The sequence below is a fragment of the Metabacillus sp. YM-086 genome, from assembly GCF_048059995.1.
Taxonomy (GTDB): domain Bacteria; phylum Bacillota; class Bacilli; order Bacillales; family Bacillaceae; genus Metabacillus; species Metabacillus litoralis_B.
Genome location: NZ_JBLUOI010000023.1, coordinates 13,154 through 37,250, shown reverse-complemented (window position 1 = coordinate 37,250; position 24,097 = coordinate 13,154). Strand labels below are relative to the sequence as shown.

The following is a 24,097-nucleotide window of genomic DNA, read 5'->3' as shown; positions in this document are numbered from 1 at the left end:
TAACCTATTGTCCAGTATCTTCAGTAGGAGGTACCGTTGTTTCTACATCAGGATTGGTTTGTTCCCCTTCAATATCCTGATCAGTGTCATCTTCCGTCTCACCATCGTTTCCGTTTCCGTTACCATTCCCATTCCCATTTCCGTTACCATTGCCATTGCCATTGCCATTCCCGTTTTGCTTTCCGTTGCCATTCCCATTACCTTCTCCAGAATCTTCATCTTCTTGTTGGTCGTCCTCGTTCTGATCTTCCTCGTCATCTCCTGGAAGCTCAGGTACGTCAACATTTGGCTCTGGTACTTGTAGTTGAGTGGCAGCTGCATCACTTCGATTATTGCCACTAACAGCAACTACTTGGAAAGCATAGGTAGATCCTGGTGTAACATCTGCAATTTGATATGAAGTAGATGATGATTGACTAACAACTTCATATGCTCCTCCGTCAATAGACTGTCTTACTTCAAAGGATACACCATCTAATGCATCTTCATTATAACCCCAATTTATGCTTATTGAATTTGTTACCTGGTCATAGTTAATGTTTAAATTAGAAGGCTTATTGAGTTTTTCGTATTTTTTAGAGACTTTTTTAGGTTCGAAGCCTTTAACGAAATATTCATAAGCAATCTGATTAGAAGGGGTATACTCACTTGCTAGTACTTCATCTGAGCCTTTTTCAACTGCTAATCGAACAACACTGTTAGGTTGTTCAAAATCAGAAGTATCACCTTTAGCAACTTCTAAAAAGACCTCTCTAAACATAGCTCTTGCTAGTTTTTGATCACTAGAATCTAAATAAACCTTTTCGCTATCTGCTGATATATTGTATCCGGTCCAAACTGCTGCTGTGTAATTAGGATTATAGCCTACAAACCAAGCATCCTTTGCTGCACCAGAAGGCACATTATATTTTGCTTTATCATCTTCACTAAAATTAGTTGTTCCAGTTTTTCCAGCAATATTTACACCTGATATTTGAACAGACTTACCAGTTCCATATTCAACAACAGATTTCATCATATCTGTGACCATAAATGCTGTATAATCACTCATAGCTGCCTCAGGCTCAGGTTCTAAGCTGATTTCAGTTCCATCACTTAAAACAATTTTCTTAACAGCATGTGGTTCAATATAAATTCCATTATTCCCGAATGCACTAAAAGCACCTGCCATTTGAAGAGGGGAAACTCCATCTCTGAATCCTCCAATTGCATAAGGCTCATAAATCTCATCAAGTGGAATGCCGAGGCCTTTTGCAAATTCCTTCGCTTTATCTAACCCAACTTCTTGTAATGCTTTTAAAGCCGGAATATTTCTTGAATCGGCTAGTGCTTGACGGATTGACATCTTTCCTTTGTAGGAGCGATCCCAGTTATTAATTTTTGTTCCATCACTATAAGTATATGGTTCATCGACGATTTGATGGAAAGTAGACCATTTCTTATCTTCAATAACTGGTCCATAATCAAGTACAGGCTTAATTGTAGAACCAGGCTGACGTCTTGTATCTGTAGCATAATTATAGCCACCAACTGGTTGATTGCGTCCGCCACCAATTGCGCGAATTTCTCCTGTTTGTGTATCTAGAAGAGTAATCCCTGCTTGAAGCTCATCATCAGGGAAGTTCATAACATCGCCGTTTAAAACATTTTCTACCGCATCTTGTGCTTTTGGATCAAGAGTTGTATAGATTTCCAAACCTGCAGAACCAGCATCAAGATCCGTTTTTTCTTTTACTTCTTCAATTACTTCTTCTACAAAGGCGTGATAAGGATTTGCTTTTTCTGTAGGTTCAATCACAGTGGATTGGACAGGAACCTGCTTCGCTTCCTCAGCCTCAGCTTCTGTAATAAATCCGTGTTTTGCCATTAAGGTTAAAACAATATTACGTCGTTTTTCAGCTTTTTCAGGATTTGTTCTCGGATTATAGTTATTTGGACTCTGTGGAATCCCAGCAATCATCGCAGCTTCATGAAGCTCTAATTTATTTAAATCTTTTCCATAGAATGATTCAGCTGCTTGAGCTACGCCGTATATATTACCAGGAAAGTATATTTTGTTAAGATACATCTCAAGAATTTCTTGTTTAGAATATTTTTGCTCTAATTGAAAGGCAAGCCATAATTCTTGTACTTTACGGGTAACAGTTTTATCTCTCGTTAATAAAGAGTTTTTGATTACTTGTTGCGTAATTGTACTACCACCCTCGGCACCAAAGCCTTCTTGAACGTTTGCAACAAACGCGCCACCTATACGAATAAAATCAACACCACTGTGCTCATAAAAACGTGCATCCTCTGTTGCTAAAACGGCATTTTCAAGTACTTTAGGTATATCATCGTATGGGACATAGGTTCTTTTTACTTGACCAAACTCGGTAATTTCCTCCCCATTCATATCATATATTTTTGATGAAAATGAATCTTTTAATTTTTTATCATCAAGTGGGGGAGCATCCGAAACAATGACTGCAAAAGTAATTCCTCCAGCAACCATTCCAACAATTCCTATTGCCAAAAGACTTAATAAAATTTTCTTCCATAGTCCTGGTTTCTTTTTCTTTGTTTTTTTCTTCGTATTTTTTTGAGTCTGCTTTTTTCTTCGTTCTTCACGACTCTTATATTGTTCAGTCATGTAATACCAACCTTTCATCTTAAGCTTTTCGAAAAAGCTTCTTGCTACAATTCAACTATGTTTAAATTTAAAGTTTCTTAAAAATATAGTTTATCTATAATCTTAAGATAGTCAATCCTTGCTTGATATCCAATAGGAATAATATGACCTTTTTCTTTAATTTCCTCCATAGTGATTGACTTTCGGCCACCATTTTCCTGTCGCTCCCAAAAAACCAACAAATGCGTTGCATCAAGGTAATAATAATCATTAAAAGCGGATAAAATGACAAAGCAAATTCCATTTTGCTTTATTACACTTTTCATATGTTCAATTTGATGAGAATGAAAATTCTGTAATGGAAAAGATGTCTTGTTCTTCGTTTCCTTCGCTTCAAAATCTATATATTTTCCTCTATAAATTCCGTTATAGTCAGTTGTTGAGCTTTGTTTAAAGTACGCTTCTTTTATAACAGCTGCACTTCGTCGTGGATAATCTACGTTTACAATCTGAACAGGTGTTGGTTTTTTATGTATGACAGCTAATTGGTTTTCTAAATAGTATTTATTCGTTTCATTTAAGTCTTCTTCAAGAGTCATACCTCTGTTGCTATATACGATAGAAGGCTGTTGCTTTTGCTTAGTTGTATTCTTAGGCTGATAGGGCTTTCCGTTAGGATAACGAAAAATCATATTTTACCTCCTCTTCAAAACTACTTCTTATCATACCAAAAAAAATTGAAAAGGAATGATTAAAAAGTTTCAATTTTGTTAATGTGTGTACTTTGTGCTATTTAGGTTACGCTAGTAATTGAGGTGTACCAATGTTTAATAAGTCTAAAACAAATAATATTAATATGGATCTTGATGAACAAAAATTAGTTTCAGAAATTTTACAAATAACAAAAACAAAAAACATTGATAATATTTCCAGAACCAAAGCATATGAAGAATTTTATTTTAAACATCCTGAGATAAAGTGGTCGTTTTTAGCTAGCATGGTTTCCAGAAATGCAGGTTGGAGTATGACAGACCTACAGGGTAGATGGTTTCGGAAAGCGTTAAATCAAGAAAAAAGAAGTCTGCTCTTTATGACATATGAAAGAGCAAATTGGACAATATTTTATGATGCTTTTCCTCAATTACTTATTTACCAATTATCAAAGAAAATAAACAAACCACTTTTTCACCTTTTATCACATTTTCAGGTTTCGAAATTTATGGAAAAAGAATGGTGGCTTTTTTGGGAAGAGCGTCAAAAAGATCGATTAATGACTGCTTTAATCATTAATGAACAAAATGTGATTCATCATCCCGTTATTATGAACGAAACATACAGACGACTAGTTTTCAAATCTGCCTCCTATAAATTTCAAGATTTTTTTCATTTTAGTACAGTTATTTTCCCAACTTTACACGGAAAGTTATTTGGATTTTCTGTTTACAACTTTGAAAAGCTAACAAACCGAATTGAATTAGGAAAACGTTTAGGATGGCTTTTATTTGATTCGGGAATGTATCAACACTTTGTAAACTTTGCTAGAACAGTTCCACATACAGGTTCCAGATATGATTATGAAAAGTACTTTGCTGATAAAAGAAAACGAGAAACACCATTATTACGAACCGCTTATCCCATTATCCCTCATACATTAGACGGATTTAGAAAGGATTGGTTTCATGGTCAGAATACAAAACATTTGTTTAAGAGAAGAAAAATACCAAAAAACTATGAGATAACAGATTGGTTTAAGCATAAACAGGATCAACTTCACCTATTTACGGTTTTGCAGGAATATTGGAGAAATGGATGAAAAAAGAGCAAGGACCTTTTGTCCTTGCTACCTTAAGTATTTTGATAATGATGGTTTCCTGTGATCGTTTAAGTTGAAGGGCGATTCGGTCCATCCAGTTTTTTATCACTAGGAATGTTCGCTTTTTCTTGAGCAGTTTGTTGTTTATCTTTCGGTTTTTTAGCCATTATTAGCACCTCCTACTATTATTTTGCACGAAACCCATCATTTCCATTCAACACACAGGAAGTTGTCGAAAACTGTATTTTTTCATTTTCTTTGCCGAATGAAAACTAGTTTTGTCAGGTGTGAAGGGTATGGGAGAATGAGAGCGAATATTAGCTTTAAGAGGAGGGAGAATATTGAAAAATATCATTGAAAAAAGTGTGATCGAAGAGAAGTTAGAGGAGTTAGAACTAGAGCTAATGAAATTGGAACAAGAGCTGGATAACCGGATTTTATCTAAAAATATTGAAGAAGATTTGATGAAACAAGCGGTTCAGATTGATTGTCAATTATCAAATGTAATGTCAAAAGTCCCTACCAATCAAGAGACACCTTTGAAAAATGATAAATATCAGCATTATCCATTCCCTATCATTGCGACAAATTTATAAGGAGTTCTTATGTGCTTTATCCTGAGAGTTTTGATATGATAAGTTCGAGGTGAAAGCTTTGGAACTACTATTAATATCCTCTCAACAACTTCTTCAGCATTTAGAGGAATGCAAAAAGCGATTTGAACAATTAAACGAAAAACCTGAAAAAACAGAAGAATATTTTTATGACGATGTTAAACCAAATTTTGAACTGGTTATGAATAAAGCAAATGAATGGAAGCCTTTGGCCGTCAAGTGGGTCTCAGAATATAAACCTAAGTATATTCATCTTACTCAAATTGACTCAGCAATGGAGAATATTGAACAAGTTGTTCTTCAATCATTTTACAAAGACGTTAATAAGCAGCGTTTTCATAACCTTCATCATTCTGTTGAATATATTTTAAACGGAATGATCGAGCAAATGGATAGAAAGGACGCCTCCAAATAGGGACGTCCTTTTGTGTTTATAATGAATTTGTTATTAGTTAAAAGCCTTTTACTCCTCAACTTTTATACTAACAGGACGCTCCGTTTCAGTTCCAACGATTTCAATATCATACCCAACACGTTCTGTTTCTTTTCCAGCCACTTCTTGACCATGCTTTGGAATCGTCGGCTCGTGTCCTTTTTCTTTATGATTAAAATGTTTTCCTCTAGCCAAAGTCAAAACCTCCTTTAATGTCTCATTTCTAATATGAGCAAAATTGTAACTCTTCATGTATGGATCAATATTCAAGATGAAATGGATAGTATTAGAAATTATCACCTTATAGGCGTTTGAATCATATGATGTAATAACTTTTGATGAAATAACTGGGAGGAGGTTCCATGGATGCAACAACAATATCCATATTTCAATAGGAGATCTCGGAGGAGAGATAATGAGTATTTTCAAACGTTTCCACCATATGGACAGCAAATGTCTGGTTACCAAAATTCATATAGCAGTAATCCATATTCAAATCCGTCAGCAAATCCTTACTTTCAAGGGTTTCAACCAGGCTTTCAACAATCTTATCAACCCTATGGAGGTGGATACGGAGGAAGCATGAATGGCGGAGGATATATGAATAATCCATATCCAACTCCGTATCCCAAACCAATGCCACATTTTAAACAGCATCAGCCATCAGGTTTTCAAAATATTCTTTCACAATTCAAAAAATCTGACGGACAATTAGATTTTAACAAAATGATGGATACAGCCGGACAAATGATGAATGCTGTCAATCAAATGGGTGGGCTTTTTAAAGGGGTAACGTCTATGTTTAAATAATATAAAAAGACCCAGTTTTATGAACAAACTGGGTCTTTTCTGCTTATGTTCATTTGTTCTCTTTCTGATATTGCTGTGCTAGAAGCTGCTTAACTTCATTATATGATAAACCCGACTGAGCATTTAGACGCTTGACCTCTTCAACATTTGTATTAGAATATTTTTTTGTGCTAAAAGGTTTCATGGATTTCAGTTTCTCCATGGTTATTTTCCAGTCTTTCTTTTCTTACTTTTAATGCATAATTTGCTGTTTGAAGATTTGAAATGGCTATCGAGTTTTCTGGACAAGCAAATTCACCATTTTGATGCGATTTAAGCTTGTCAACAAGAACACTAATAACATCTTCAACTTGGCAACCATTTACACCTTCACGGTCAATGGCACCTGTTTGGAATTTAATGTTGATGTAATGATTACTGTTTCTGTTCATAAGGGCCTCCAGTGATCTTCTATATTAACTGTTCATAAACCTCATTTAATTGATTTCCGCGTATAAAGTCCTGTTCGTCAAACGCATATTTTATTTCATCAGGTAGGATGTTGTTTAGGAATTGAACTTCATCGTCCTCAAGTGTTAAAACGAAGTCCTTTTCACTCTCATACGAACCTTTTTCCAACTTTTGATAAATTCTATGACATACTGAACTTCTGTCATAGTTCGATAATGCTTCTCGCAAATATCCTAATGTGAAATCCATTTTCATCATTCCTTAAAAAAGTTTTTAAATTCTTCAGAGTTACCTGTGTTCTCATTTGAATATGGATTGTCTATTGACACATCCTCTTGATCCAAATTAGTTTTAATGACAATGGAAGGAGAAGACGTTGCTTCGGCGATAATGCGATCATTTAACTCTTTAAAATCAGGTAGTTGTTGATTTTTTTTCGTCATTTGTAAACACCTCCACTCTTATTGTTTCTAATCAACACTAATAATTTCTCGTAAATTTTTGGTTTTTCTTTGGGTAAACTTTTAAAAATTAAGTCATCATAAAAGAGAGGTGATAAAGGTGAAGCAAAATAAAAGTGGAAGTAAAGCGGAAGTTACTGCATCAGCAAAGGATTTAGCAAAGGATCCAACACCAGAAGAGAATCCAAAGTATGGAAGTAAATCACACAAAAACAGTTAAGGTCATCAAGACCTTAACTTTGTTCTTATTTTGTATCATCTTCTATTAAAATTTGCTTTGTTTTCTTAGGAATTGTAACAAGTAATGAACCATTTCTATAAGTAGTTTTTATTTCATGTTCTTTAACAGGGTATGGTAGGAGAATCGTTTTAGACAGACTATCTAACGATGTATAATTTCTAAATGTTGAAGCATGTTCATTATATTCTTTAATTTCCTCACGATTTGTAATAGAAATTGTTAAATATTGATCATAAAGCTCAAGCTTTATCTGTTCCTTTTTAACAGGAGGAATTTTTAAATCAATAACACATTTATTGTCTGTTTCAAAAGTGTTTACGTGGATAGCCTTATGCGGAAAAGCTCCCTCAAACATAGAATCAAACTCATTCATAAATTGCTTCAATGGTTCCGATCGAAAAAAATGATCAACAATTTGGAAAAAATCCAGCTGTTCTAGAGGCTGTTCATTTTCATTATTCCTATTTAATTCATTTTTCTTTCTCATCAATACTCCTCCTTACCACATGTGATGACAGAGTATTATATGAAAAGGGAATAAGAAACGTTATATTTAAAGTGTAATTATTTACCTTTTTTAAGTTAGAAAATTAGCAAACAGCTAGAAATATAATTTCAAATCAATACCACTTTAATTCCGAACGTTTATTCGCTAAAATAGAAGTGAAGCTACAGACTTTAGAAGGTAGTGAATAAAAATGGAATTTAGAAAATCATTAGAAACGATTTTAAATGTGTTAAAAACAAATGACGATTTTAGAGATCAAATTGTTCATTGGCATTCGATTCCTCCTAAAGAAGGGGAACTTGTTGATATGCCGGTTGACCTAGATCACCGCTTAAAATTAGCATTAGAAAACAGAGGAATATCACAATTGTATACACATCAAGGTGAAGCCTATAAACTCGCAAGTGGAGGTCATAACTTTGTAGCTGTTACTCCAACTGCTTCAGGAAAAACATTATGCTATAACTTGCCTGTCATCCAAAACATATTGAAAGATGAAAATAGTCGGGCATTATATCTTTTTCCTACGAAAGCACTGGCTCAAGATCAAAAATCTGAGATTAATGAAATCATCGAAGAAATGGGAGTTCAATTGAACTCTTATACATACGATGGAGATACTTCACCGGCTATCCGTCAAAGGGTAAGAAAAGCAGGTCATATAGTCATTACAAACCCAGATATGCTTCATTCAGCCATTTTACCGCATCATACTAAATGGGTTTCACTGTTTGAAAATCTAAAATATATAGTCATTGACGAGCTTCACATTTATCGAGGAATATTTGGCAGTCATGTAGCAAATGTCATTAGACGACTTAAGAGAATTTGTGAATTTTATGGTAGTAACCCGCAGTTTATATGCACATCTGCAACAATCGCTAATCCAAAAGAATTAGCGGAAACACTAACTGGAACAAATATGAAGCTCATCTCAAAAAATGGTGCCCCAGCCAGTAAAAAGCATTTTATTTTTTATAACCCTCCTATTGTTAATAAGCCACTTAATATTAGAAGAAGTGCAACCTTAGAGGTTAGAAGATTAGCAGGAGAATTTCTTAAAAATAAGATTCAGACAATCGTATTTGCTCGCAGTCGTGTGCGAGTTGAGATCATCTTAACTTATTTAAAAGAATTGATAAAAAATGAACTAGCAAAAAAATCAATACGCGGATATAGAGGAGGATACTTACCAAAACAGCGGAGGGAAATTGAAAGAGGACTAAGGGATGGCGAAATTTTAGGTGTTGTTAGCACCAACGCTCTTGAATTAGGAGTAGATATAGGTAGTTTACAAGTTTGTATTATGACAGGATATCCTGGAACTATTGCAAGTGCATGGCAACAGGCCGGAAGAGCTGGAAGAAGGCAAGGTGAAGCAGTTATTATCATGGTTGCTAGCTCCAGTCCACTTGATCAATACATTATTCAAAATCCACGATACTTTTTTGAACAAAATCCAGAAACAGCCATCATAAACCCTGATAATTTAGTTGTGCTTGTAGATCATTTAAAGTGTGCAGCTTTTGAGCTTCCATTTAGAGAAGGTGATACGTTCGATGGGTTAGAGTTAGAAGATATCCTGCAGTTTTTAGCGGAAGAAAGAGTGCTTTACTATAATAATGAAACCTATCACTGGATGAACGATTCATTCCCGGCCCACAATATAAGTCTTCGGTCGGCTTCACAAGAAAATGTGATAATTATCGATCAATCTGATATAGCGAACGTGAAGGTCATTGGAGAGATGGATCGATTTAGCGCAATGACATTACTGCATGATGAAGCAATTTATCTTCATCAAGGCGTTCAATTTCAAGTGGAAAAACTTGATTGGGAGGAAAAGAAGGCATTTGTAAGAGAAGTTGATGTGGATTATTTCACGGATGCCAATCTTGCGGTTCAATTAAAAGTACTTGAGGAAGATATGCTTAAACATATGAAAGATGTTGACTATGGTTATGGAGATGTGACGGTTCAAGCTATGGCTACAATTTTTAAAAAAATCAAATTTGATACTCATGAAAATATTGGATCAGGTCCTATTCATCTACCAGAAGAAGAGCTTCATACAAATTCAGCATGGATGAGTCTTCATTCGAATATAGCGGACGATTTATCTGAAAAAAGGCTGGAGGAGGCTCTAGTTTCAGCCGCACATGTTCTCCAGCACGTTGCACCGTTAAAAGTAATGTGTGATCCAAGTGACTTGCATGTGATTGCACAAATTAAAGCTGTTCATAATAATCAACCAACAATCTTTCTATATGATCGATATCCAGGTGGGGTAGGTTTATCCAAAAAAATATATGAAACATTATTAGATGTTTTGAATGAAGCAATGAAATTAATAGAAACTTGTCCATGCTATGCTGGATGCCCTTCATGTATAGGTGTTGAAAGTTCTACTGAATCTATAAAAAAAGACACCCATTTTCTTTTAAGTAAATTAAAGGATGAAACAAATGTCGTTAAAAAATAAGTTGAATCGATTAAAAAAACATGTCATTCGAGAAGAACCGGAACTAGAAACTGAAACTGTAAAACAGAAATCACATAACCCAGAAGAATTATTATGGAATGAACATAACACAAAAATCATTCATTATGATGGGCAAACTTGTTTCATTCGAGAGGTTGTCTATCCGTTGGATTATCAACATGGTAAATATCAGTTGAAAGAATTTCAACATGTTGTATCTATGTGGAATCAAAGCGATTTAAAGCATCCACTTTCCTCTAAAGATCATCAGGCAAGCGATTTGTTTTTCTTCGATACGGAAACAACTGGACTTGGTGGAGGAGCGGGAAACACGATCTTTTTGTTAGGACAAGCTCAAGTTCTGGACGATCGTGTTGTCATAAAACAGTATTTGTTGCCAAAACCAGGTAATGAGGTTGCACTTTATCAAAGCTTTTTGGAGGGGATTAATAGTAAAACACTTGTCACCTATAATGGTAAAGCCTTTGATTGGCCTCAGGTGAAAACCCGCCATACTTTAATTCGAGAGTTAGTACCAAAACTTCCTGCATTTGGTCACTTCGATCTATTTCATGCTGCACGAAGGCTCTGGAAAAAAGAGCTCGAATCAGTAAAACTGGCCAAAGTTGAAAACGATATTCTTGGGATTTACCGAGAAAATGATATTCCTGGCTTTTTAGCTCCAATGATTTATTTTGAGTTTGTAAAACAGCAAAAGCCTGAAATTATTATGGGAGTTTTAAGGCATAATGAAATAGATGTGCTCTCTCTTATAACATTATATATCCATTTATCTTATAAGCTATTGAGCACAAATGATAAGGCTACAGATTCCGAGCATTATGAAGTTGCTCGATGGTTAGATTATGTAGGTGATCAATCTTCAGCATTAGATGCTTACAAAAGTCTTATGGAAAAATCTACAAAGCAAGATGTAGAAGCAAAATATGCACTAGCCCTCCTTTATAAAAAACAAAAGGAATGGAAACAGGCAATCAACTTGTGGAATGAAATTGTAGAAGGATCAAAAGGAAAAGTGGCAATAAAGGCTTTAGAAGAGCTTGCGAAGTATTATGAACATAAAGAAAAAGACTTGCAAAAAGCAACAAAATATACTGAAGAAATGTATATTCTTTTCAAAGAATGTAAAGAAACGCTGTCGTTTATCGATGAAAATGACATCTTAAACAGACTAAATCGCTTAAAGAGGAAATTTTCTAAAAATATTCCCCGGGCAAGCGCAGAAACTGAGTAATTTCGCCATTTTTTTGACAAAAATATGAATTTTAACGGAATTATTAAATAACAATTGTAGGATTATGGAGAACCATGTAAAATAAGTGATTGTAATTAGTTCTTAACAAGGGAGAAGAGCAACTTTGTATAAAAGCGTATTATACTTATTTTTCATTGTAATCGTCTTAACAATTGTTATTTTTACGAATTTTAAAGACAGTTTCTATACTTTTCTATAAAAATTAGGTGCTTGCCTTAGTACATGTAGGTAACTTTCATCATAGGTTAAAAGTGTAAGACATGATAAAAGATGAAAGGAGAAATGCTACATGCATTGCAAACCAAAAGTTATGGCACCAATTGTACACCCAACAAAACACTGTGTAAATAATAGCTATTCTGAAACAATCGTACCACACATTCATCCACAACACACAACAAATGTAAATCATGAATTCTATAAGCATCAACATTATTTCCCTCAAACTCAATCTTTTGAGAATGAGGTATCACACCAACACTTTAATGTTTATGGTCCAACACCAGGTTTTGGTCCACGTCCACGTCCAGGATTTGGCCCTGGTCCATTCTTTGGATAATCATTTGAAGCTATAGGGAGCTGTATTCAGCTCCCTTTTCTGTAATTAACGAGTGATTGATCTTTACAAGATAGGGGCGATAACATCTTTTATTCATTTCCTGTAATATAAGTATAATGAAAGGTATTAATTTATATAATGATTAGGTGATAAAAGTGAAGGTTTTAACAATATCAGGTTACAAATCATTTGAACTCGGTATTTTTAAAAATGACGACCAAGCTGTTGCTTATATTAAAAAGGCAATCGAAAAAACGTTAAAAGGCTTTGTAGAGGAAGGACTAGAATGGGTGATCATCAGTGGACAAATGGGTGTAGAGTTGTGGGCTGCGGAAGTTGTGTTTGATTTGCAACTTCAATATTCTGAACTCAAGTTAGCTGTTTTAACTCCTTTTTTAAATCAAGAATCAAAGTGGAATGAAGCCAATCGAGAATATTATGAGTTTATTCTCTCACAAGCAGATATTGTTGACAGTATAACAAAAAGAGAATATGAAAGTCCTGTTCAATTTCGCCAGAAAAATGAATTTCTTGTCCATAAAAGTGATGGAGTACTCCTAGTTTATGATGAAGAAAAAGAAGGATCTCCTAAATATTTATTAGAAACAGCCAGAAAAAAGCAACAAACTACTACCTACACAATAAACATGATTGATTTCTCTGAACTACAAACAATAGTGGAAGAGGAAAATTCAAAAAAACAAGATTTTTGGTAAAAGAATACATATGATTTTTTAAGGAAAATATAATTGAAATTGACAAGTAACAGGATTTCTGAAAAAATATAAGTTGATAACTTCGTTATAATGAGGTGAAGATATGCTTTCAGATAAAATGAAATTGACAGCGAAAGAAATATTAGAAAAAGAATTTAAAACAGGTGTACGAGGTTATAAACAAGAAGAAGTTGATAAATTTTTGGATTTGGTTATTAAAGATTATGAAACCTTTCATCAAGAGTATGAAGATCTACAACAAGAAAATTTACGTTTGAAAAAGCAGCTTGATGATACATATAAGAAGCAAACACCAGTACAAACAAATACAACAAACTTCGATATTTTAAAACGTTTATCTAACCTTGAAAAGCATGTGTTTGGAAGTAAACTATACGATTAAATCTCCTAGTTATTTCCACTTGTATTATCCTCAAATATTAGGTATACTGAGTTTACTGTTTCGTTAATAACGTTCAGGTAATCGCTGCAGTCTTTAGGATTGTAGAGGAAAGTCCATGCTCGCACGGTGCTGAGATGCCCGTAGTGTTCGTGCCTAGCGAATTCATAAGCTAGGGCAGCCAAGGTTGCTTGGTTGACGGCAGGGAAAAAGCCTAAGTCCTTTGGATATGGCTTGAATACCTTGAAAGTGCCACAGTGACGGAGTCTTGCGAGAAATCGTAAGAGTGGAACGAGGTAAACCCCACGAGCGAGAAACCCAAATTATGGTAGGGGCACCTTCTTGGAGGAATTGAACGAAGAGAAGGACAAAAGCAATATGCTTTTGTAGATAGATGATTACCACCTGAGTACGAGGCTTATGCCGTTTGAAGTACGATGGAACAAAACATGGCTTATCGAACGTTATTGGAAATCAGTATAACAACAGTAAACAACAGGGACTGATGATATCAGTCCCTTTTTATTTACAAAACTTTGTTGGATATAATTGGATAAAATGGTTCAGGATATACATAGTAGAGCTTATACTAAACGAATAAATAGATAGATATAAGGTAGGGTGTCAAAAGATGAGTAAATTAACTCTTATTGCAACATCAGCAATGGGTCTTGAAGCGATTGTGGGTAAAGAAGTAAAAGATTTAGGGTATGAATGTTCAGTTGAGAACGGTAAGGTTACATTTGAGGCAGATGAATTAGCAATTTGTCGTTCGAACTTATGGCTTAGAACCGCTGACCGAATTAAAATTAAGGTCGGAGAGTTTAAGGCAAAAACATTTGATGAGCTTTTTGAAAAAACCAAAGCATTGAATTGGGGAGATTATCTCCCGGAAAATGCAGAGTTTCCTGTTATCGGAAAATCAGTTAAATCGACATTAGCAAGTGTACCAGATTGCCAAGGAATTGTGAAAAAGGCAATCGTAGAAAAGTTAAAATTACACTATAAAAAAGAAGGTTGGCTTAGCGAAGATGGTCCTTTTTATCGTGTAGAAGTTGCGCTGCTAAAAGATGTTGCAACCATCACGATAGATGCTAGTGGTACAGGACTTCATAAACGAGGCTTTCGCATTGACCAAGGGGGCGCTCCATTAAAGGAAACTCTTGCTGCTGCTCTTGTCTTATTAACACGATGGACACCTGACCGTCCGTTTGTAGATCCGTTTTGTGGTTCAGGTACAATTCCAATTGAAGCAGCACTTATTGGACAAAATATTGCACCAGGATTTAACAGGGAATTTGTTTCTGAAGCTTGGGATTGGATCGGAAAAGACAAATGGAATCTTGCAAGACAAGAAGTAGAGGATAAAGCTAACTATGATCAGCCGTTAGATATTCAAGCTAGTGATATTGACCATAGAATGGTAAACATAGCACAGGGGAATGCTGAAGAAGCGGGGTTTGCAGATATCATTTCGTTTAAGCAAATGCAGGTCAAAGATTTCACAACAACAAAAGAGTTTGGAGTTATCGTTGGAAATCCTCCTTATGGAGAACGACTTGGAGAAAAAAGAGAAGTGGAACAAATGTATAAAGAAATGGGACAAGCTTTCGCATCTTTAGATACTTGGAGCATATATATGCTTACTTCTCATGAAGGTTTTGAACAGCTTTATGGTAAACCTGCAACGAAAAAACGTAAGCTTTTTAATGGCTTCATTAAAACAGACTTTTATCAATATTGGTCAAATGTTCGTCCACCACGAAAAGGTTAGAAAAAATGTGAAAAATGATATAACTCAAGAATAGGTGATCCTGATATAATGGGATAATAAGGAGGTGGACAAATTGTCATCAATTTCAGATAAACTTGGTCAGAAGTATTTTGACTTAGAGGCAGCTCGTGTTGACGCAAGTCCGACAGAAATTATTATTACCAATGATGAAGGTAGTACATATTATATTGTAAATCATGATGAATTAACGAATGAATTACTTCAACAGGGTTTTAAAAAGGTAGGAAACGAAGAGTAATAGGCTCTTCGTTTTTTGCCTTTTTAAGGTTTACAAATACTGTGGTCAACTTGAAAACGAATAAATCCTTTCAGTATTGTGAAATCTAATAAAGTTCCCTTGAATAGTAGATTTCGTTATTTTGAGAGGTGGAAAAGAAATGTATGACCAACAAGAATTTGAGTTAATTTCAAAGGCACTTTTCTCAACAGAAAAATCGCTGGAGAACCAAGTAAGTGATTATTCAGATGCGATTTTGCAGTTAGGGCAAGCGAAAGAAGATATGATGAGAGCTCTTTCGGTTGCTACATCGATTGATCATCAATTAATTATAGAATCGCTTTTTGACAAAGAGTTATAATAAGTGGAACATTGTGTAGCCATAGTGGCTGCCTCTTTTTTTATCTCTTTTTTACATACTGTTATAGTTATATGAATTGACTTTTTACCCATATAATATGATAATTATTATTTGCGATAAATTTGAAACTGAATGTGGAGGTAGCGTTTATGGTAACATCACGTTTGCCTTTTACCATATCAAAGGATGAGAGCTTTTACCAAGCCTTGAATAATTGGATTGGAGATGTTTTTTATGATATTCTTCCAGATCAAGGTTTTGAGTTAAGAGATGAACAAATTTTCATGGCTTTTCAGCTTGAAAAAGCATTTCAAGAGAAGAAAGTCATGTTTGCTGAAGCTGGTGTTGGGACTGGAAAAACGATTGTCTACCTGCTTTATGCCCTATCTTATGCTAGATATACAGGTAAACCGGCGATTATAGCATGTGCAGATGAAACATTAATTGAACAGCTTGTTAAACAAGAAGGTGACATTGCGAAGTTATCTAAGCATCTAGAATTGAATATGGACGTAAGGCTAAGTAAAACTCATAGTCAATATTTATGCTTAAATAAATTGGACAATGTAATTCAACGGACTGGAGAAGAGAAGTATCTGGATTTATATCAATCACTGCCGGATTTCGTTCACGAAAAAGCGGGGATGCAACAGTTCTCAGCCTACGGGGATCGAAAAGAATTTGGTCATTTTTCAGATGAAGAATGGGAAAATGTTGGTTGGGATCCCTTTCAAGATTGTTCTACTTGTTCGCAAAGACATCGATGTGGATTAACATTGTCTCGTGATTATTATCGAAAAGCAACTGATCTTATTGTATGTTCACATGACTATTTTATGGAACATATTTGGACGTATGATTCCCGGAAAAGAGAAGGTCAAATTCCTTTACTACCGGATTATAGTAGTATTGTGTTTGATGAAGGTCATTTACTAGAATACGCTGCACAAAAAGCATTAACATATCGAGTAAAGCAAAGTACATTACAAATCTTTCTCGAGAGATTATTACAAAATGAAATTCGCGAAGAATTAGCTTATTTAGTAGAAGATGCACTAGCTGTAAATGATATGTTTTTTGATGATTTACAACAGTGTACAAGTGTTGTTGAAGGTTCCAATCGATTACGAATTGAGCAAAAAGAAAAGCTGCAAAAAACTTCTAAACAATTACAGTCCAAGTTATCCGAAATTAGTGAAGCCCTAGTATTTGAAGGTGAGATGTACACAATCGGAGAATATGAATTGAAAATTGTCGAAGAGTTTATTGATCAAATGGAATATTCATTATCACTATATAATAGAAACTCAAATGCAGTTAGTTGGGTAGAAGTGAAAGGTGATGAATATACTTTAGTCATTATGCCTAAAAAAGTAGAAGAAGTCTTAAAAGAAAAAGTCTTTTCTAAAAAAATGCCAATTGTTTTTTCTTCAGCTACATTATCTGAAAATAAATCATTTGACTTTATAGCAAACAGCATAGGTGTACACGATTATTTATCACTTTCTGTTGATTCTCCTTTTGATTATGATGAGCAAATGAACATTCAAATGTTGAAAGAAAATCAACTTGAGAAAAAATTGGAAAAAACTTTAGATGAATTGAATAAAACAGAAGGCAGAGGCCTTGTTCTCTTTACATCTCAAAAAGAAATAAAATGGTTCAAGGAAAGAATCACTAATTATCGCTTTTCATATCCATTATTGTTCGAAGGTGATCAAGAAATCAGTTCTTTAGTGAAAGAGTTTCAGCAAAACGAACACTCTGTATTGTGTGCTGTTCATTTATGGGAAGGTTTAGACATTCCTGGCCCATCACTCTCTAATGTTATTATCTGGTCGTTACCATACCCTCCGGACGATCCTGTCTTTGAGGCGAAGAAATCAGATAAACAAGATCCATATAAGGAAGTTGAACTTCCATACATGATATTAAGGCTGAGACAGGGAATTGGTAGATTGATTCGAACCAGTGAGGATAAAGGCTCTATTACAATATTTTATAATGATCAAGATCAGGATGTTTTGGATCATATGAAATCAGTTTTACCTGTTCCTCCAACATTTGGATAGGTGGAAGCTACGGCTTCTCCCTATCCTTAAAGTAAAAACTATAACCTTCATTTAAAAGTCGTTGACAATCATACAACGACTTTATACGCTTAGGTAGTACATAAACAAAGGGAGTGTGGCGGGAATGATACAAATAGAAAAAGAGTTTTTGGAATACATAAAAAAAATGAAAGCATATGATGAAGCCATTAGCGTTATGTATTGGGATATGCGTACTGGTGCTCCTAAAAAAGGTGTAGAACAACGATCTGAAGTAATTGGAATGCTTTCTTCTGAAGCATTTGAAATGCTGGTTTCAGATAAAATGAACGAGTATCTCACTACACTTTCACAGGAAGATATTTATAAAAACCTTCAGTTTGTAACAAGAAAAGCAGTGGAGTTATTAAAAAAGGAATATAAGAAAAACAAAGTAATACCACCTAAGGAATATCAAGAATATGTTATTTTATGCTCAAAGGCTGAATCTATTTGGGAACAAGCAAAGGAAAAATCAGACTTTCAAATGTTTGCACCTTACTTACAAAAGTTAGTGGATTATAATAAAAAACTAATTGAGTATTGGGGCTTTGAAGGAAATAAATATAATACGCTACTAAATGAATATGAACCAGGGGTTACGGTTGAAGTATTGGATCGAGTGTTCTCACAAGTTAGGAAACATATTGTCCCTCTAGTAAAGGAAATTTCGGAGTCTGAACATAAGCCTAAGACAGATTTTCTGTTTCATTCTTTTCCAAAGGAAAACCAGAGAAGATTAAGTGAATTTTTATTAAAAGAAATAGGTTATGATTTTCAAGCTGGTAGATTAGATGAAACTGTTCATCCTTTTGAAATTACTCTGAATCGTAATGATGTACGCGTAACAACAAAGTATGATGAAAAAGATTTCCGTACTGCAATATTTGGTACAATTCACGAATGTGGTCATGCTATTTATGAGCAAAATATTTCAGAAGAATTAGAAGGTACTTTATTATGTAGTGGTACCTCTATGGGCATACATGAATCACAATCTCTATTCTATGAAAATTTTGTAGGAAGAAATAAGCACTTTTGGCAACGTTACTATCAAAGTCTCAAAGATTTTTCACCTGAACAATTCGAGGGAATAAGTCTTGATGAATTTTATGAAGCGATTAATGAATCAAAACCATCATTGATTCGTATTGAAGCAGATGAATTAACATATGCGTTACATGTAATGGTTCGATATGAAATCGAAAAAGCATTGTTTAATGATGAAATAACCGTTGAAGAATTGCCGAAGATTTGGAACGAAAAATATGAAGAATACCTTGGAATCGTCCCACCAAATGACGCACAAGGTGTTTTACAGGATGTACATTGGGCTGGAGGAAGCTTTGGGTATTTCCCATCCTATGCATTAGGATATATGTATGCTGCACAAATTAAAAATTCAATGTTGAAAGAACTGCCAAATTATGATGAGTTAATCGAAACAGGTCAATTTGATGTGATTAAAGGTTGGTTAACAAAGCAAATTCATCAGTATGGACGAACAAAAGAACCTTTAGAAATCCTAAAAGATGTTACTGGTGAAGAATTAAATGCCCAATATTTAATTGACTATCTTGAACAGAAATATAAAGGAATTTACAAGTTATAACGTATCTTAATTGAAAGAGGAGCGGTGAATACTGCTCCTTGTTTGATTTTTACGAATATTTATATATTTAATTCTAAAAAAAGTTCGTGTTTTGAACGAAAAGTATTTGCAAAATAAAGATATATTGTTATAATTTGAATTAATTACATAGCACTCATATAATCGCAGGGATATGGCCTGCAAGTTTCTACCGAATAACCGTAAATTGTTCGACTATGAGTGGAGTTTCTTGTTGCGCATTTCATTTGATATATTAGTATGTAATGAAAGCGGCATTGCTTCACTTATAGTGGAGCAATGCCGCTTTTTTATTTTCAATAATAATCTAAGGGTAAGAAGCTAGCGACGAATTTATTTCGTTAAGGCGTTAAAAGAGTCTATGGTAGGAAAGACGTTAGGAGGAAAAAAATGGAGCTGCTTAGAAGAAAAATCGAAAAAGAAGGTATTGTTCTTTCTGACGGTGTATTAAAAGTTGATTCATTTCTTAATCATCAAATTGATCCAGTGCTTATGAAAGAAATAGGTTTAGAGTTTGCTAGACGCTTTAAAAACGAGGGGATTACAAAGATTGTTACGATTGAATCATCGGGAATTCCTCCAGCTGTTATGGCAGCGTTGGAACTTGGAGTAAAAGTGATATTTGCTAGAAAAAAGAAGTCTCTAACGTTAACAGATAATCTATTGGTATCCACTGTTTATTCTTTTACAAAACAAGAAGAAAATACGATCTCTGTTTCACATCAATTTTTAGATGAAACTGACAATGTGTTAATTATTGATGATTTTTTAGCAAATGGTGAAGCCGCAAAAGGACTAATTGACATCGTTAAGCAATCAGGTGCATCTGTAATGGGAATTGGAATTGTCATTGAAAAGTCATTCCAAAAAGGTTCGACTGAATTGAAGGAATTAGGATATCGAGTAGAATCATTAGCAAGAATAGCGTCATTAGCAGAGGGTAAAGTAAATTTTGTTGAAGAGCTTGAGGAGGTTACATCATGAAACATTCATTAAAAGATTTATCTTTAGGAATTCAACATGTTCTAGCGATGTATGCAGGAGCAGTTGTAGTACCGTTAATTGTTGGAAGTGCAATAGGTTTAACGGGTGCTCAGTTAACATATTTAGTTGCCATTGATATTTTTATGTGCGGAATCGCAACATTCTTACAAGTGTGGAAGAATCGCTTTTTTGGAATTGGCTTACCTGTTGTTCTTGGTTGTACGTTTACGGCAGTAGGGCCAATGATTGCAATTGGAACAGAATATGGTGTTTCATCTATTTATGGAGCAATACTTATGTCCGGACTCATCGTTATTTTAATATCTTCTATATTTGGTAAACTAGTAAGGTTTTTTCCTCCAGTTGTAACTGGATCAGTTGTTACAATTATTGGTATTACATTAATACCAGTTGCAATGAACAATATGGCAGGAGGAGAGGGAAGTGCAGACTTTGGGTCTACTGAAAATCTCCTTTTAGCTTTTGGTGTTTTAATCTTAATCATTCTATTAAATCGTTTTTTTACAGGCTTTATTAGAGCAATTTCAATCTTAATAGGAATTATCGCAGGTACTATTGCAGCGGGCTTTTTGGGAATGGTAGATCTTCAACCTGTTTCAGAGGCATCTTGGTTTAATATTGGAAAGCCATTTTATTTTGGAACACCAACATTTGAACTAGCTCCGATCTTAACAATGACAATCGTTGCCATTGTCAGCATGGTTGAATCAACAGGAGTGTATTTCGCATTATCAGATATTTGTAAGAAAAAGATTAACGAGAAGGACTTAGCTCGTGGATATCGTGCAGAAGGTGTTGCTTATATGCTTGGAGCTATTTTTAATGCTTTTCCATATACAGCCTTTTCGCAAAACGTTGGGCTTGTACAAATGTCAGGGATTAAAACGAATCGTGTAATTTATATTACTGCTGGTATGTTAATTGGATTAGGTCTTGTTCCGAAAATCGCAGCATTAGCTACAATCATTCCATCATCTGTACTAGGTGGAGCAATGGTTGCGATGTTTGGAATGGTCGTTGCTTATGGAATTAAAATGTTAGGGCAGGTTTCTTTTGCCTCACAAGAAAATTTACTGATTGTTGCTTGCTCTGTTGGTTTAGGATTAGGTGTTACAGTTGTTCCTGAAATCTTTGCTGGTTTACCAGAGTCTGTGAAAATTTTAACGAATAGCGGCATTGTAGCAGGCAGTGTAACAGCCATAATATTGAATATCATTTTTAATATTATTCCATCAGGTCAAAAACAAAAGCAAGAACAAGAGGCTAGATTACAAAGTCAAGCTTCTTAAATTATAGTAAACAGCGAAGCCTATAATGTTTATGAAAAAGATGTTAAAAGGTTGCCCGCTTATTTGTAACGTAGCATGAAAATGCAGGCAACCTTTTTATTTTAATTACGAACATCTTAAAAAATAAAAAGAGAGCGAATATTATCACTCTCCGGAAACTTTCCATACGTAAAGATCTTCAACTGTACAGTTTAATTCTTTTGAAATTGTCATTGCGTTATTAAGATTCATGACCTTTTTGTCTAGATAGTCATGTAGCTGTTCTATTGGAATATTTGTTTTATTCGCCAGAACATCAAGCTCAGTGTTACTTTTGGTTAATAGTTCTTTAAGATTACTTTTCTTTGCTTTATACGCCAAATTTGACACCTCGCTTCTTAATCAAGCATAGCACAATACGAAATAAATTGATACTTTCCATCATATTATTTTCCAATTTTTGAATTAGCAGGCATTAGAAGTGGTATTTTGAATAGTCAAAGTAGAGAATAATATGTTGAACATAAGAAGTATTTTATTATTTTATTAATTTAATTAGGTATTATACAAATTGTATGCTATGCTTTAGTTAACCATTGAAATACCTTTTAGCAAGTTAGCTCCCCATTCATTTTTGAATGGGGATTTTTTAATGCGTATAAACCATAACGAAATCAAATAAAAAAGGACCCTGTAATACATACGGGTCCTTTCTATTTGAAATTATGCTTTGTTTACGTTAGTTGCTTGTGGTCCACGTTGACCTTGTTCAACTTCAAAAGTCACTTTTTGACCTTCGTCTAAAGATTTAAATCCTTCGCCTTGGATAGCTGAGAAATGTACGAATACATCGTCTCCACCTTCAACTTCGATGAAACCGAAACCTTTTTCTGCGTTAAACCATTTTACTGTACCTTGTTGCATAATTGTTGCCTCCTGTGTGGAAATACCACAATTTATTACTATCCTTGCTCAATTAGATATCAAAGGCGAAAAGTTTAAACACTTATTCTTTCCTTACAGACCGAACAAAAATAATTCTTCTATAGCATAACAGATAATTTTTAGAAAAGCAAATAAGGAAAAATAAAACTTCTATAGGACTTAGTTTATTTGCTTAATTGTACTTAAACAAATAATATGTTACAACCAATAAAGAGTTAATTACAGGAGGAGTTATAATGGAAGAAATAAAACAATTATTATCTAAGGCGTTAAAAACAAATAAACAAGTTATAAAAGGTCAGGAATTCAGTATAGAGGCACATTTAACCGGTAGAGAAGATTATATAAACCTATACGTGGGCGGTGCTGTAATCGCTGTGTATGATATTGAAGATCAAGATCTAAATATCCTCAACTATAAATTCAAGAAAGTTGTAAAATATTTTGGTGAATGCTTAGAAGAAGAGGGAATGGAAGTCTACATAGATGAAGGTTTAATGGATTAGCACTCCGAGATAGAAATGTTTTATGTTACTAACAGGCTAGTTTTATCAATTTTATGTAATTGTTTAAAACGTTAAAATATCCAATTATGCAGGAAAGTAATAAAGCAATAAAGAATAGTTATCACAATAACTAAATATACAGGAGGGCTAATAATGGGTATTTTAGACGGACTAATGGGTAATGTCTCAGAAGTTGATAGTAAATCAGTTGAAAAAGAATTAGAAGTAATTGTTACCGAAAATGAAAATATTGAGAAAGCTTACAAATTGATCCGTGATTTAATTGTCTTTACAAACACACGATTAATCCTAATTGATAAGCAGGGGGTAACAGGGAAGAAAGTGGAATATCATTCAATCCCTTACAAAAGCATCACCCATTTTAGTGTAGAAACGGCTGGAAGCTTTGACTTAGATGCAGAACTAAAAATTTGGATTTCAAGTACTGCCAATCCAGTTTCCAAACAATTTAAAAAAGACAAAAGTATATATGATGTCCAAAAGGCATTAGCATCTTATGTAACAAAATAATCTCTTAAAAGTATTCCACTGGTCTCCCATTCACTATAGAGGGGGGCCTTTTTATGCAAAAAACTGTCATGAATTCATAAACTTAAAAATAATAATGATTAAATTAAAAATAGGGAGATAACTATGCGAGTTAAAGATCTAACAATTACACGTCTTTTTACGGTCAACTCATTTATTGAAGTGGCAAATATCGCGAATAAATTTGAGTCAGAAATTATGATTGTAGGACCAAACTTTAAAACAGATGCTAAAAGTTTATTAGGATTACTGGCAACCATTCAAACAGGAACAAATATTAGAATTGAAGCAGCTGGAGAGGATGAAGAAGAAGCTATAAAGGAATGTATTAAGCTTTTTTTATAAATGTGATATAAA

29 protein-coding genes, 1 other RNA gene and 1 riboswitch are annotated in these 24,097 nt (G+C 34.3%); of the genes, 20 read left to right on the top strand and 10 right to left on the bottom strand.

Annotated elements, in window-relative coordinates:
• Positions 1-4: 4 nt before the first annotated feature.
• Together ACEWK1_RS11930 and recU are read right to left on the bottom strand one after the other, a co-directional pair.
• Positions 5-2,632: a PBP1A family penicillin-binding protein gene (locus ACEWK1_RS11930; protein WP_416636310.1), complete on the bottom strand. Its 2,628-nt coding sequence runs from the start codon at positions 2,630-2,632 to the stop codon at positions 5-7.
• Between the two features lie 77 nt (positions 2,633-2,709).
• Complete coding sequence (gene recU / locus ACEWK1_RS11925; RefSeq protein ID WP_121665033.1) at positions 2,710-3,300, bottom strand: Holliday junction resolvase RecU; 591 nt, start codon at positions 3,298-3,300, stop codon at positions 2,710-2,712.
• 167 nt (positions 3,301-3,467) lie between these two features.
• On the opposite strand from recU, the gene ACEWK1_RS11920 reads away from it, so the two are divergent.
• Entirely contained in the window at positions 3,468-4,424 is a 957-nt protein-coding gene (locus tag ACEWK1_RS11920; RefSeq protein ID WP_416636323.1) for a DUF2515 domain-containing protein, read from the top strand.
• A gap of 68 nt (positions 4,425-4,492) precedes the next feature.
• Here the strand turns inward: ACEWK1_RS11920 and ACEWK1_RS11915 are convergent, their stop codons facing one another.
• On the bottom strand, positions 4,493-4,591 hold the full coding sequence (locus ACEWK1_RS11915) for a spore protein (RefSeq protein WP_218975609.1): 99 nt from the start codon (positions 4,589-4,591) through the stop codon (positions 4,493-4,495).
• Positions 4,592-4,765: 174 nt separating this feature from the next.
• Between ACEWK1_RS11915 and ACEWK1_RS11910 the strand changes: the two genes are divergently transcribed.
• Positions 4,766-5,020 carry a hypothetical protein gene (locus ACEWK1_RS11910; RefSeq protein ID WP_121662556.1) on the top strand — a complete coding sequence of 85 codons (255 nt, stop codon included), beginning with the start codon at positions 4,766-4,768 and terminating at the stop codon, positions 5,018-5,020.
• A gap of 58 nt (positions 5,021-5,078) precedes the next feature.
• Positions 5,079-5,453 (top strand): DUF1798 family protein, encoded by a 375-nt coding sequence (locus ACEWK1_RS11905; RefSeq protein WP_162987403.1) that lies wholly within the window; start codon positions 5,079-5,081, stop codon positions 5,451-5,453.
• Between the two features lie 48 nt (positions 5,454-5,501).
• Here ACEWK1_RS11905 and ACEWK1_RS11900 read toward each other — a convergent pair whose 3' ends face one another.
• Entirely contained in the window at positions 5,502-5,666 is a 165-nt protein-coding gene (locus ACEWK1_RS11900; RefSeq protein WP_162987402.1) for a hypothetical protein, read from the bottom strand.
• 171 nt (positions 5,667-5,837) lie between these two features.
• Here ACEWK1_RS11900 and ACEWK1_RS11895 point away from each other — a divergent pair, with 171 nt between their 5' ends.
• On the top strand, positions 5,838-6,281 hold the full coding sequence (locus tag ACEWK1_RS11895) for a YppG family protein (protein WP_121662554.1): 444 nt from the start codon (positions 5,838-5,840) through the stop codon (positions 6,279-6,281).
• Between the two features lie 170 nt (positions 6,282-6,451).
• Here the strand turns inward: ACEWK1_RS11895 and ACEWK1_RS11890 are convergent, their stop codons facing one another.
• The 4 genes from ACEWK1_RS11890 to ACEWK1_RS11875 all read right to left on the bottom strand — a co-directional run bounded on the left by ACEWK1_RS11890 (position 6,452) and on the right by ACEWK1_RS11875 (position 7,920).
• The gene (locus ACEWK1_RS11890; protein WP_121662553.1) at positions 6,452-6,712 is read right to left on the bottom strand and encodes a hypothetical protein; all 261 of its coding nucleotides are present in this window, start codon (positions 6,710-6,712) and stop codon (positions 6,452-6,454) included.
• A gap of 19 nt (positions 6,713-6,731) precedes the next feature.
• Positions 6,732-6,980, bottom strand: coding sequence for a sigma-G-dependent sporulation-specific acid-soluble spore protein CsgA (locus ACEWK1_RS11885; protein WP_121662552.1), 249 nt, complete (start codon positions 6,978-6,980; stop codon positions 6,732-6,734).
• Positions 6,981-6,985: 5 nt separating this feature from the next.
• Positions 6,986-7,174: a hypothetical protein gene (locus ACEWK1_RS11880; RefSeq protein WP_121662551.1), complete on the bottom strand. Its 189-nt coding sequence runs from the start codon at positions 7,172-7,174 to the stop codon at positions 6,986-6,988.
• Between the two features lie 263 nt (positions 7,175-7,437).
• Entirely contained in the window at positions 7,438-7,920 is a 483-nt protein-coding gene (locus ACEWK1_RS11875; RefSeq protein ID WP_121662550.1) for an Hsp20/alpha crystallin family protein, read from the bottom strand.
• 211 nt (positions 7,921-8,131) lie between these two features.
• On the opposite strand from ACEWK1_RS11875, the gene ACEWK1_RS11870 reads away from it, so the two are divergent.
• The 13 genes from ACEWK1_RS11870 (at position 8,132) to ACEWK1_RS11810 (ending at position 21,761) form a co-directional block, all read left to right on the top strand.
• On the top strand, positions 8,132-10,423 hold the full coding sequence (locus ACEWK1_RS11870; protein ID WP_416636309.1) for a DEAD/DEAH box helicase: 2,292 nt from the start codon (positions 8,132-8,134) through the stop codon (positions 10,421-10,423).
• Entirely contained in the window at positions 10,407-11,678 is a 1,272-nt protein-coding gene (locus ACEWK1_RS11865) for a ribonuclease H-like domain-containing protein (RefSeq protein ID WP_416636308.1), read from the top strand. Before ACEWK1_RS11870 ends, ACEWK1_RS11865 begins: the two co-directional genes overlap by 17 nt.
• Before the next feature lie 310 nt (positions 11,679-11,988).
• The gene (locus ACEWK1_RS11860; RefSeq protein WP_098796106.1) at positions 11,989-12,258 is read left to right on the top strand and encodes a CotD family spore coat protein; all 270 of its coding nucleotides are present in this window, start codon (positions 11,989-11,991) and stop codon (positions 12,256-12,258) included.
• 155 nt (positions 12,259-12,413) lie between these two features.
• Complete coding sequence (locus tag ACEWK1_RS11855) at positions 12,414-12,974, top strand: DUF1273 domain-containing protein (protein WP_121662547.1); 561 nt, start codon at positions 12,414-12,416, stop codon at positions 12,972-12,974.
• Positions 12,975-13,077: 103 nt separating this feature from the next.
• Positions 13,078-13,377, top strand: coding sequence for a cell division regulator GpsB (gpsB, locus tag ACEWK1_RS11850; protein WP_098796104.1), 300 nt, complete (start codon positions 13,078-13,080; stop codon positions 13,375-13,377).
• 69 nt (positions 13,378-13,446) lie between these two features.
• Positions 13,447-13,836, top strand: an RNA gene (gene rnpB / locus ACEWK1_RS11845) — RNase P RNA component class B.
• A 169-nt stretch (positions 13,837-14,005) separates the two neighbouring features.
• Positions 14,006-15,148 carry a THUMP domain-containing class I SAM-dependent RNA methyltransferase gene (locus tag ACEWK1_RS11840; protein WP_212138361.1) on the top strand — a complete coding sequence of 381 codons (1,143 nt, stop codon included), beginning with the start codon at positions 14,006-14,008 and terminating at the stop codon, positions 15,146-15,148.
• A gap of 73 nt (positions 15,149-15,221) precedes the next feature.
• A complete protein-coding gene (locus tag ACEWK1_RS11835; RefSeq protein ID WP_121662545.1) occupies positions 15,222-15,407 on the top strand; it encodes a hypothetical protein in 186 nt (61 codons plus the stop codon).
• Between the two features lie 139 nt (positions 15,408-15,546).
• Positions 15,547-15,747 carry a hypothetical protein gene (locus tag ACEWK1_RS11830; protein ID WP_121662544.1) on the top strand — a complete coding sequence of 67 codons (201 nt, stop codon included), beginning with the start codon at positions 15,547-15,549 and terminating at the stop codon, positions 15,745-15,747.
• Positions 15,748-15,896: 149 nt separating this feature from the next.
• On the top strand, positions 15,897-17,819 hold the full coding sequence (locus ACEWK1_RS11825) for an ATP-dependent DNA helicase (protein ID WP_121662543.1): 1,923 nt from the start codon (positions 15,897-15,899) through the stop codon (positions 17,817-17,819).
• Positions 17,820-17,943: 124 nt separating this feature from the next.
• Positions 17,944-19,449: a carboxypeptidase M32 gene (locus tag ACEWK1_RS11820; RefSeq protein WP_212138360.1), complete on the top strand. Its 1,506-nt coding sequence runs from the start codon at positions 17,944-17,946 to the stop codon at positions 19,447-19,449.
• A 134-nt stretch (positions 19,450-19,583) separates the two neighbouring features.
• Positions 19,584-19,685: riboswitch (purine riboswitch) on the top strand.
• A 172-nt stretch (positions 19,686-19,857) separates the two neighbouring features.
• Positions 19,858-20,451 carry a xanthine phosphoribosyltransferase gene (locus ACEWK1_RS11815; RefSeq protein WP_121662541.1) on the top strand — a complete coding sequence of 198 codons (594 nt, stop codon included), beginning with the start codon at positions 19,858-19,860 and terminating at the stop codon, positions 20,449-20,451.
• Positions 20,448-21,761 (top strand): nucleobase:cation symporter-2 family protein, encoded by a 1,314-nt coding sequence (locus tag ACEWK1_RS11810; RefSeq protein WP_121662540.1) that lies wholly within the window; start codon positions 20,448-20,450, stop codon positions 21,759-21,761. Before ACEWK1_RS11815 ends, ACEWK1_RS11810 begins: the two co-directional genes overlap by 4 nt.
• Positions 21,762-21,905: 144 nt before the next feature.
• On the opposite strand, the gene ACEWK1_RS11805 is transcribed toward ACEWK1_RS11810, so the two are convergent.
• Both ACEWK1_RS11805 and ACEWK1_RS11800 read right to left on the bottom strand, forming a co-directional pair.
• Positions 21,906-22,121, bottom strand: coding sequence for a helix-turn-helix domain-containing protein (locus ACEWK1_RS11805; RefSeq protein ID WP_162987401.1), 216 nt, complete (start codon positions 22,119-22,121; stop codon positions 21,906-21,908).
• A gap of 342 nt (positions 22,122-22,463) precedes the next feature.
• Entirely contained in the window at positions 22,464-22,664 is a 201-nt protein-coding gene (locus ACEWK1_RS11800) for a cold-shock protein (RefSeq protein ID WP_098796095.1), read from the bottom strand.
• A 257-nt stretch (positions 22,665-22,921) separates the two neighbouring features.
• On the opposite strand from ACEWK1_RS11800, the gene ACEWK1_RS11795 reads away from it, so the two are divergent.
• The 3 genes from ACEWK1_RS11795 (at position 22,922) to ACEWK1_RS11785 (ending at position 24,085) form a co-directional block, all read left to right on the top strand.
• On the top strand, positions 22,922-23,191 hold the full coding sequence (locus tag ACEWK1_RS11795; protein ID WP_121662538.1) for a hypothetical protein: 270 nt from the start codon (positions 22,922-22,924) through the stop codon (positions 23,189-23,191).
• 153 nt (positions 23,192-23,344) lie between these two features.
• Complete coding sequence (locus ACEWK1_RS11790; protein WP_121662537.1) at positions 23,345-23,722, top strand: PH domain-containing protein; 378 nt, start codon at positions 23,345-23,347, stop codon at positions 23,720-23,722.
• A gap of 123 nt (positions 23,723-23,845) precedes the next feature.
• Positions 23,846-24,085 carry an HPr family phosphocarrier protein gene (locus ACEWK1_RS11785; RefSeq protein ID WP_121662536.1) on the top strand — a complete coding sequence of 80 codons (240 nt, stop codon included), beginning with the start codon at positions 23,846-23,848 and terminating at the stop codon, positions 24,083-24,085.
• The last annotated feature ends 12 nt before the right edge of the window (positions 24,086-24,097 follow it).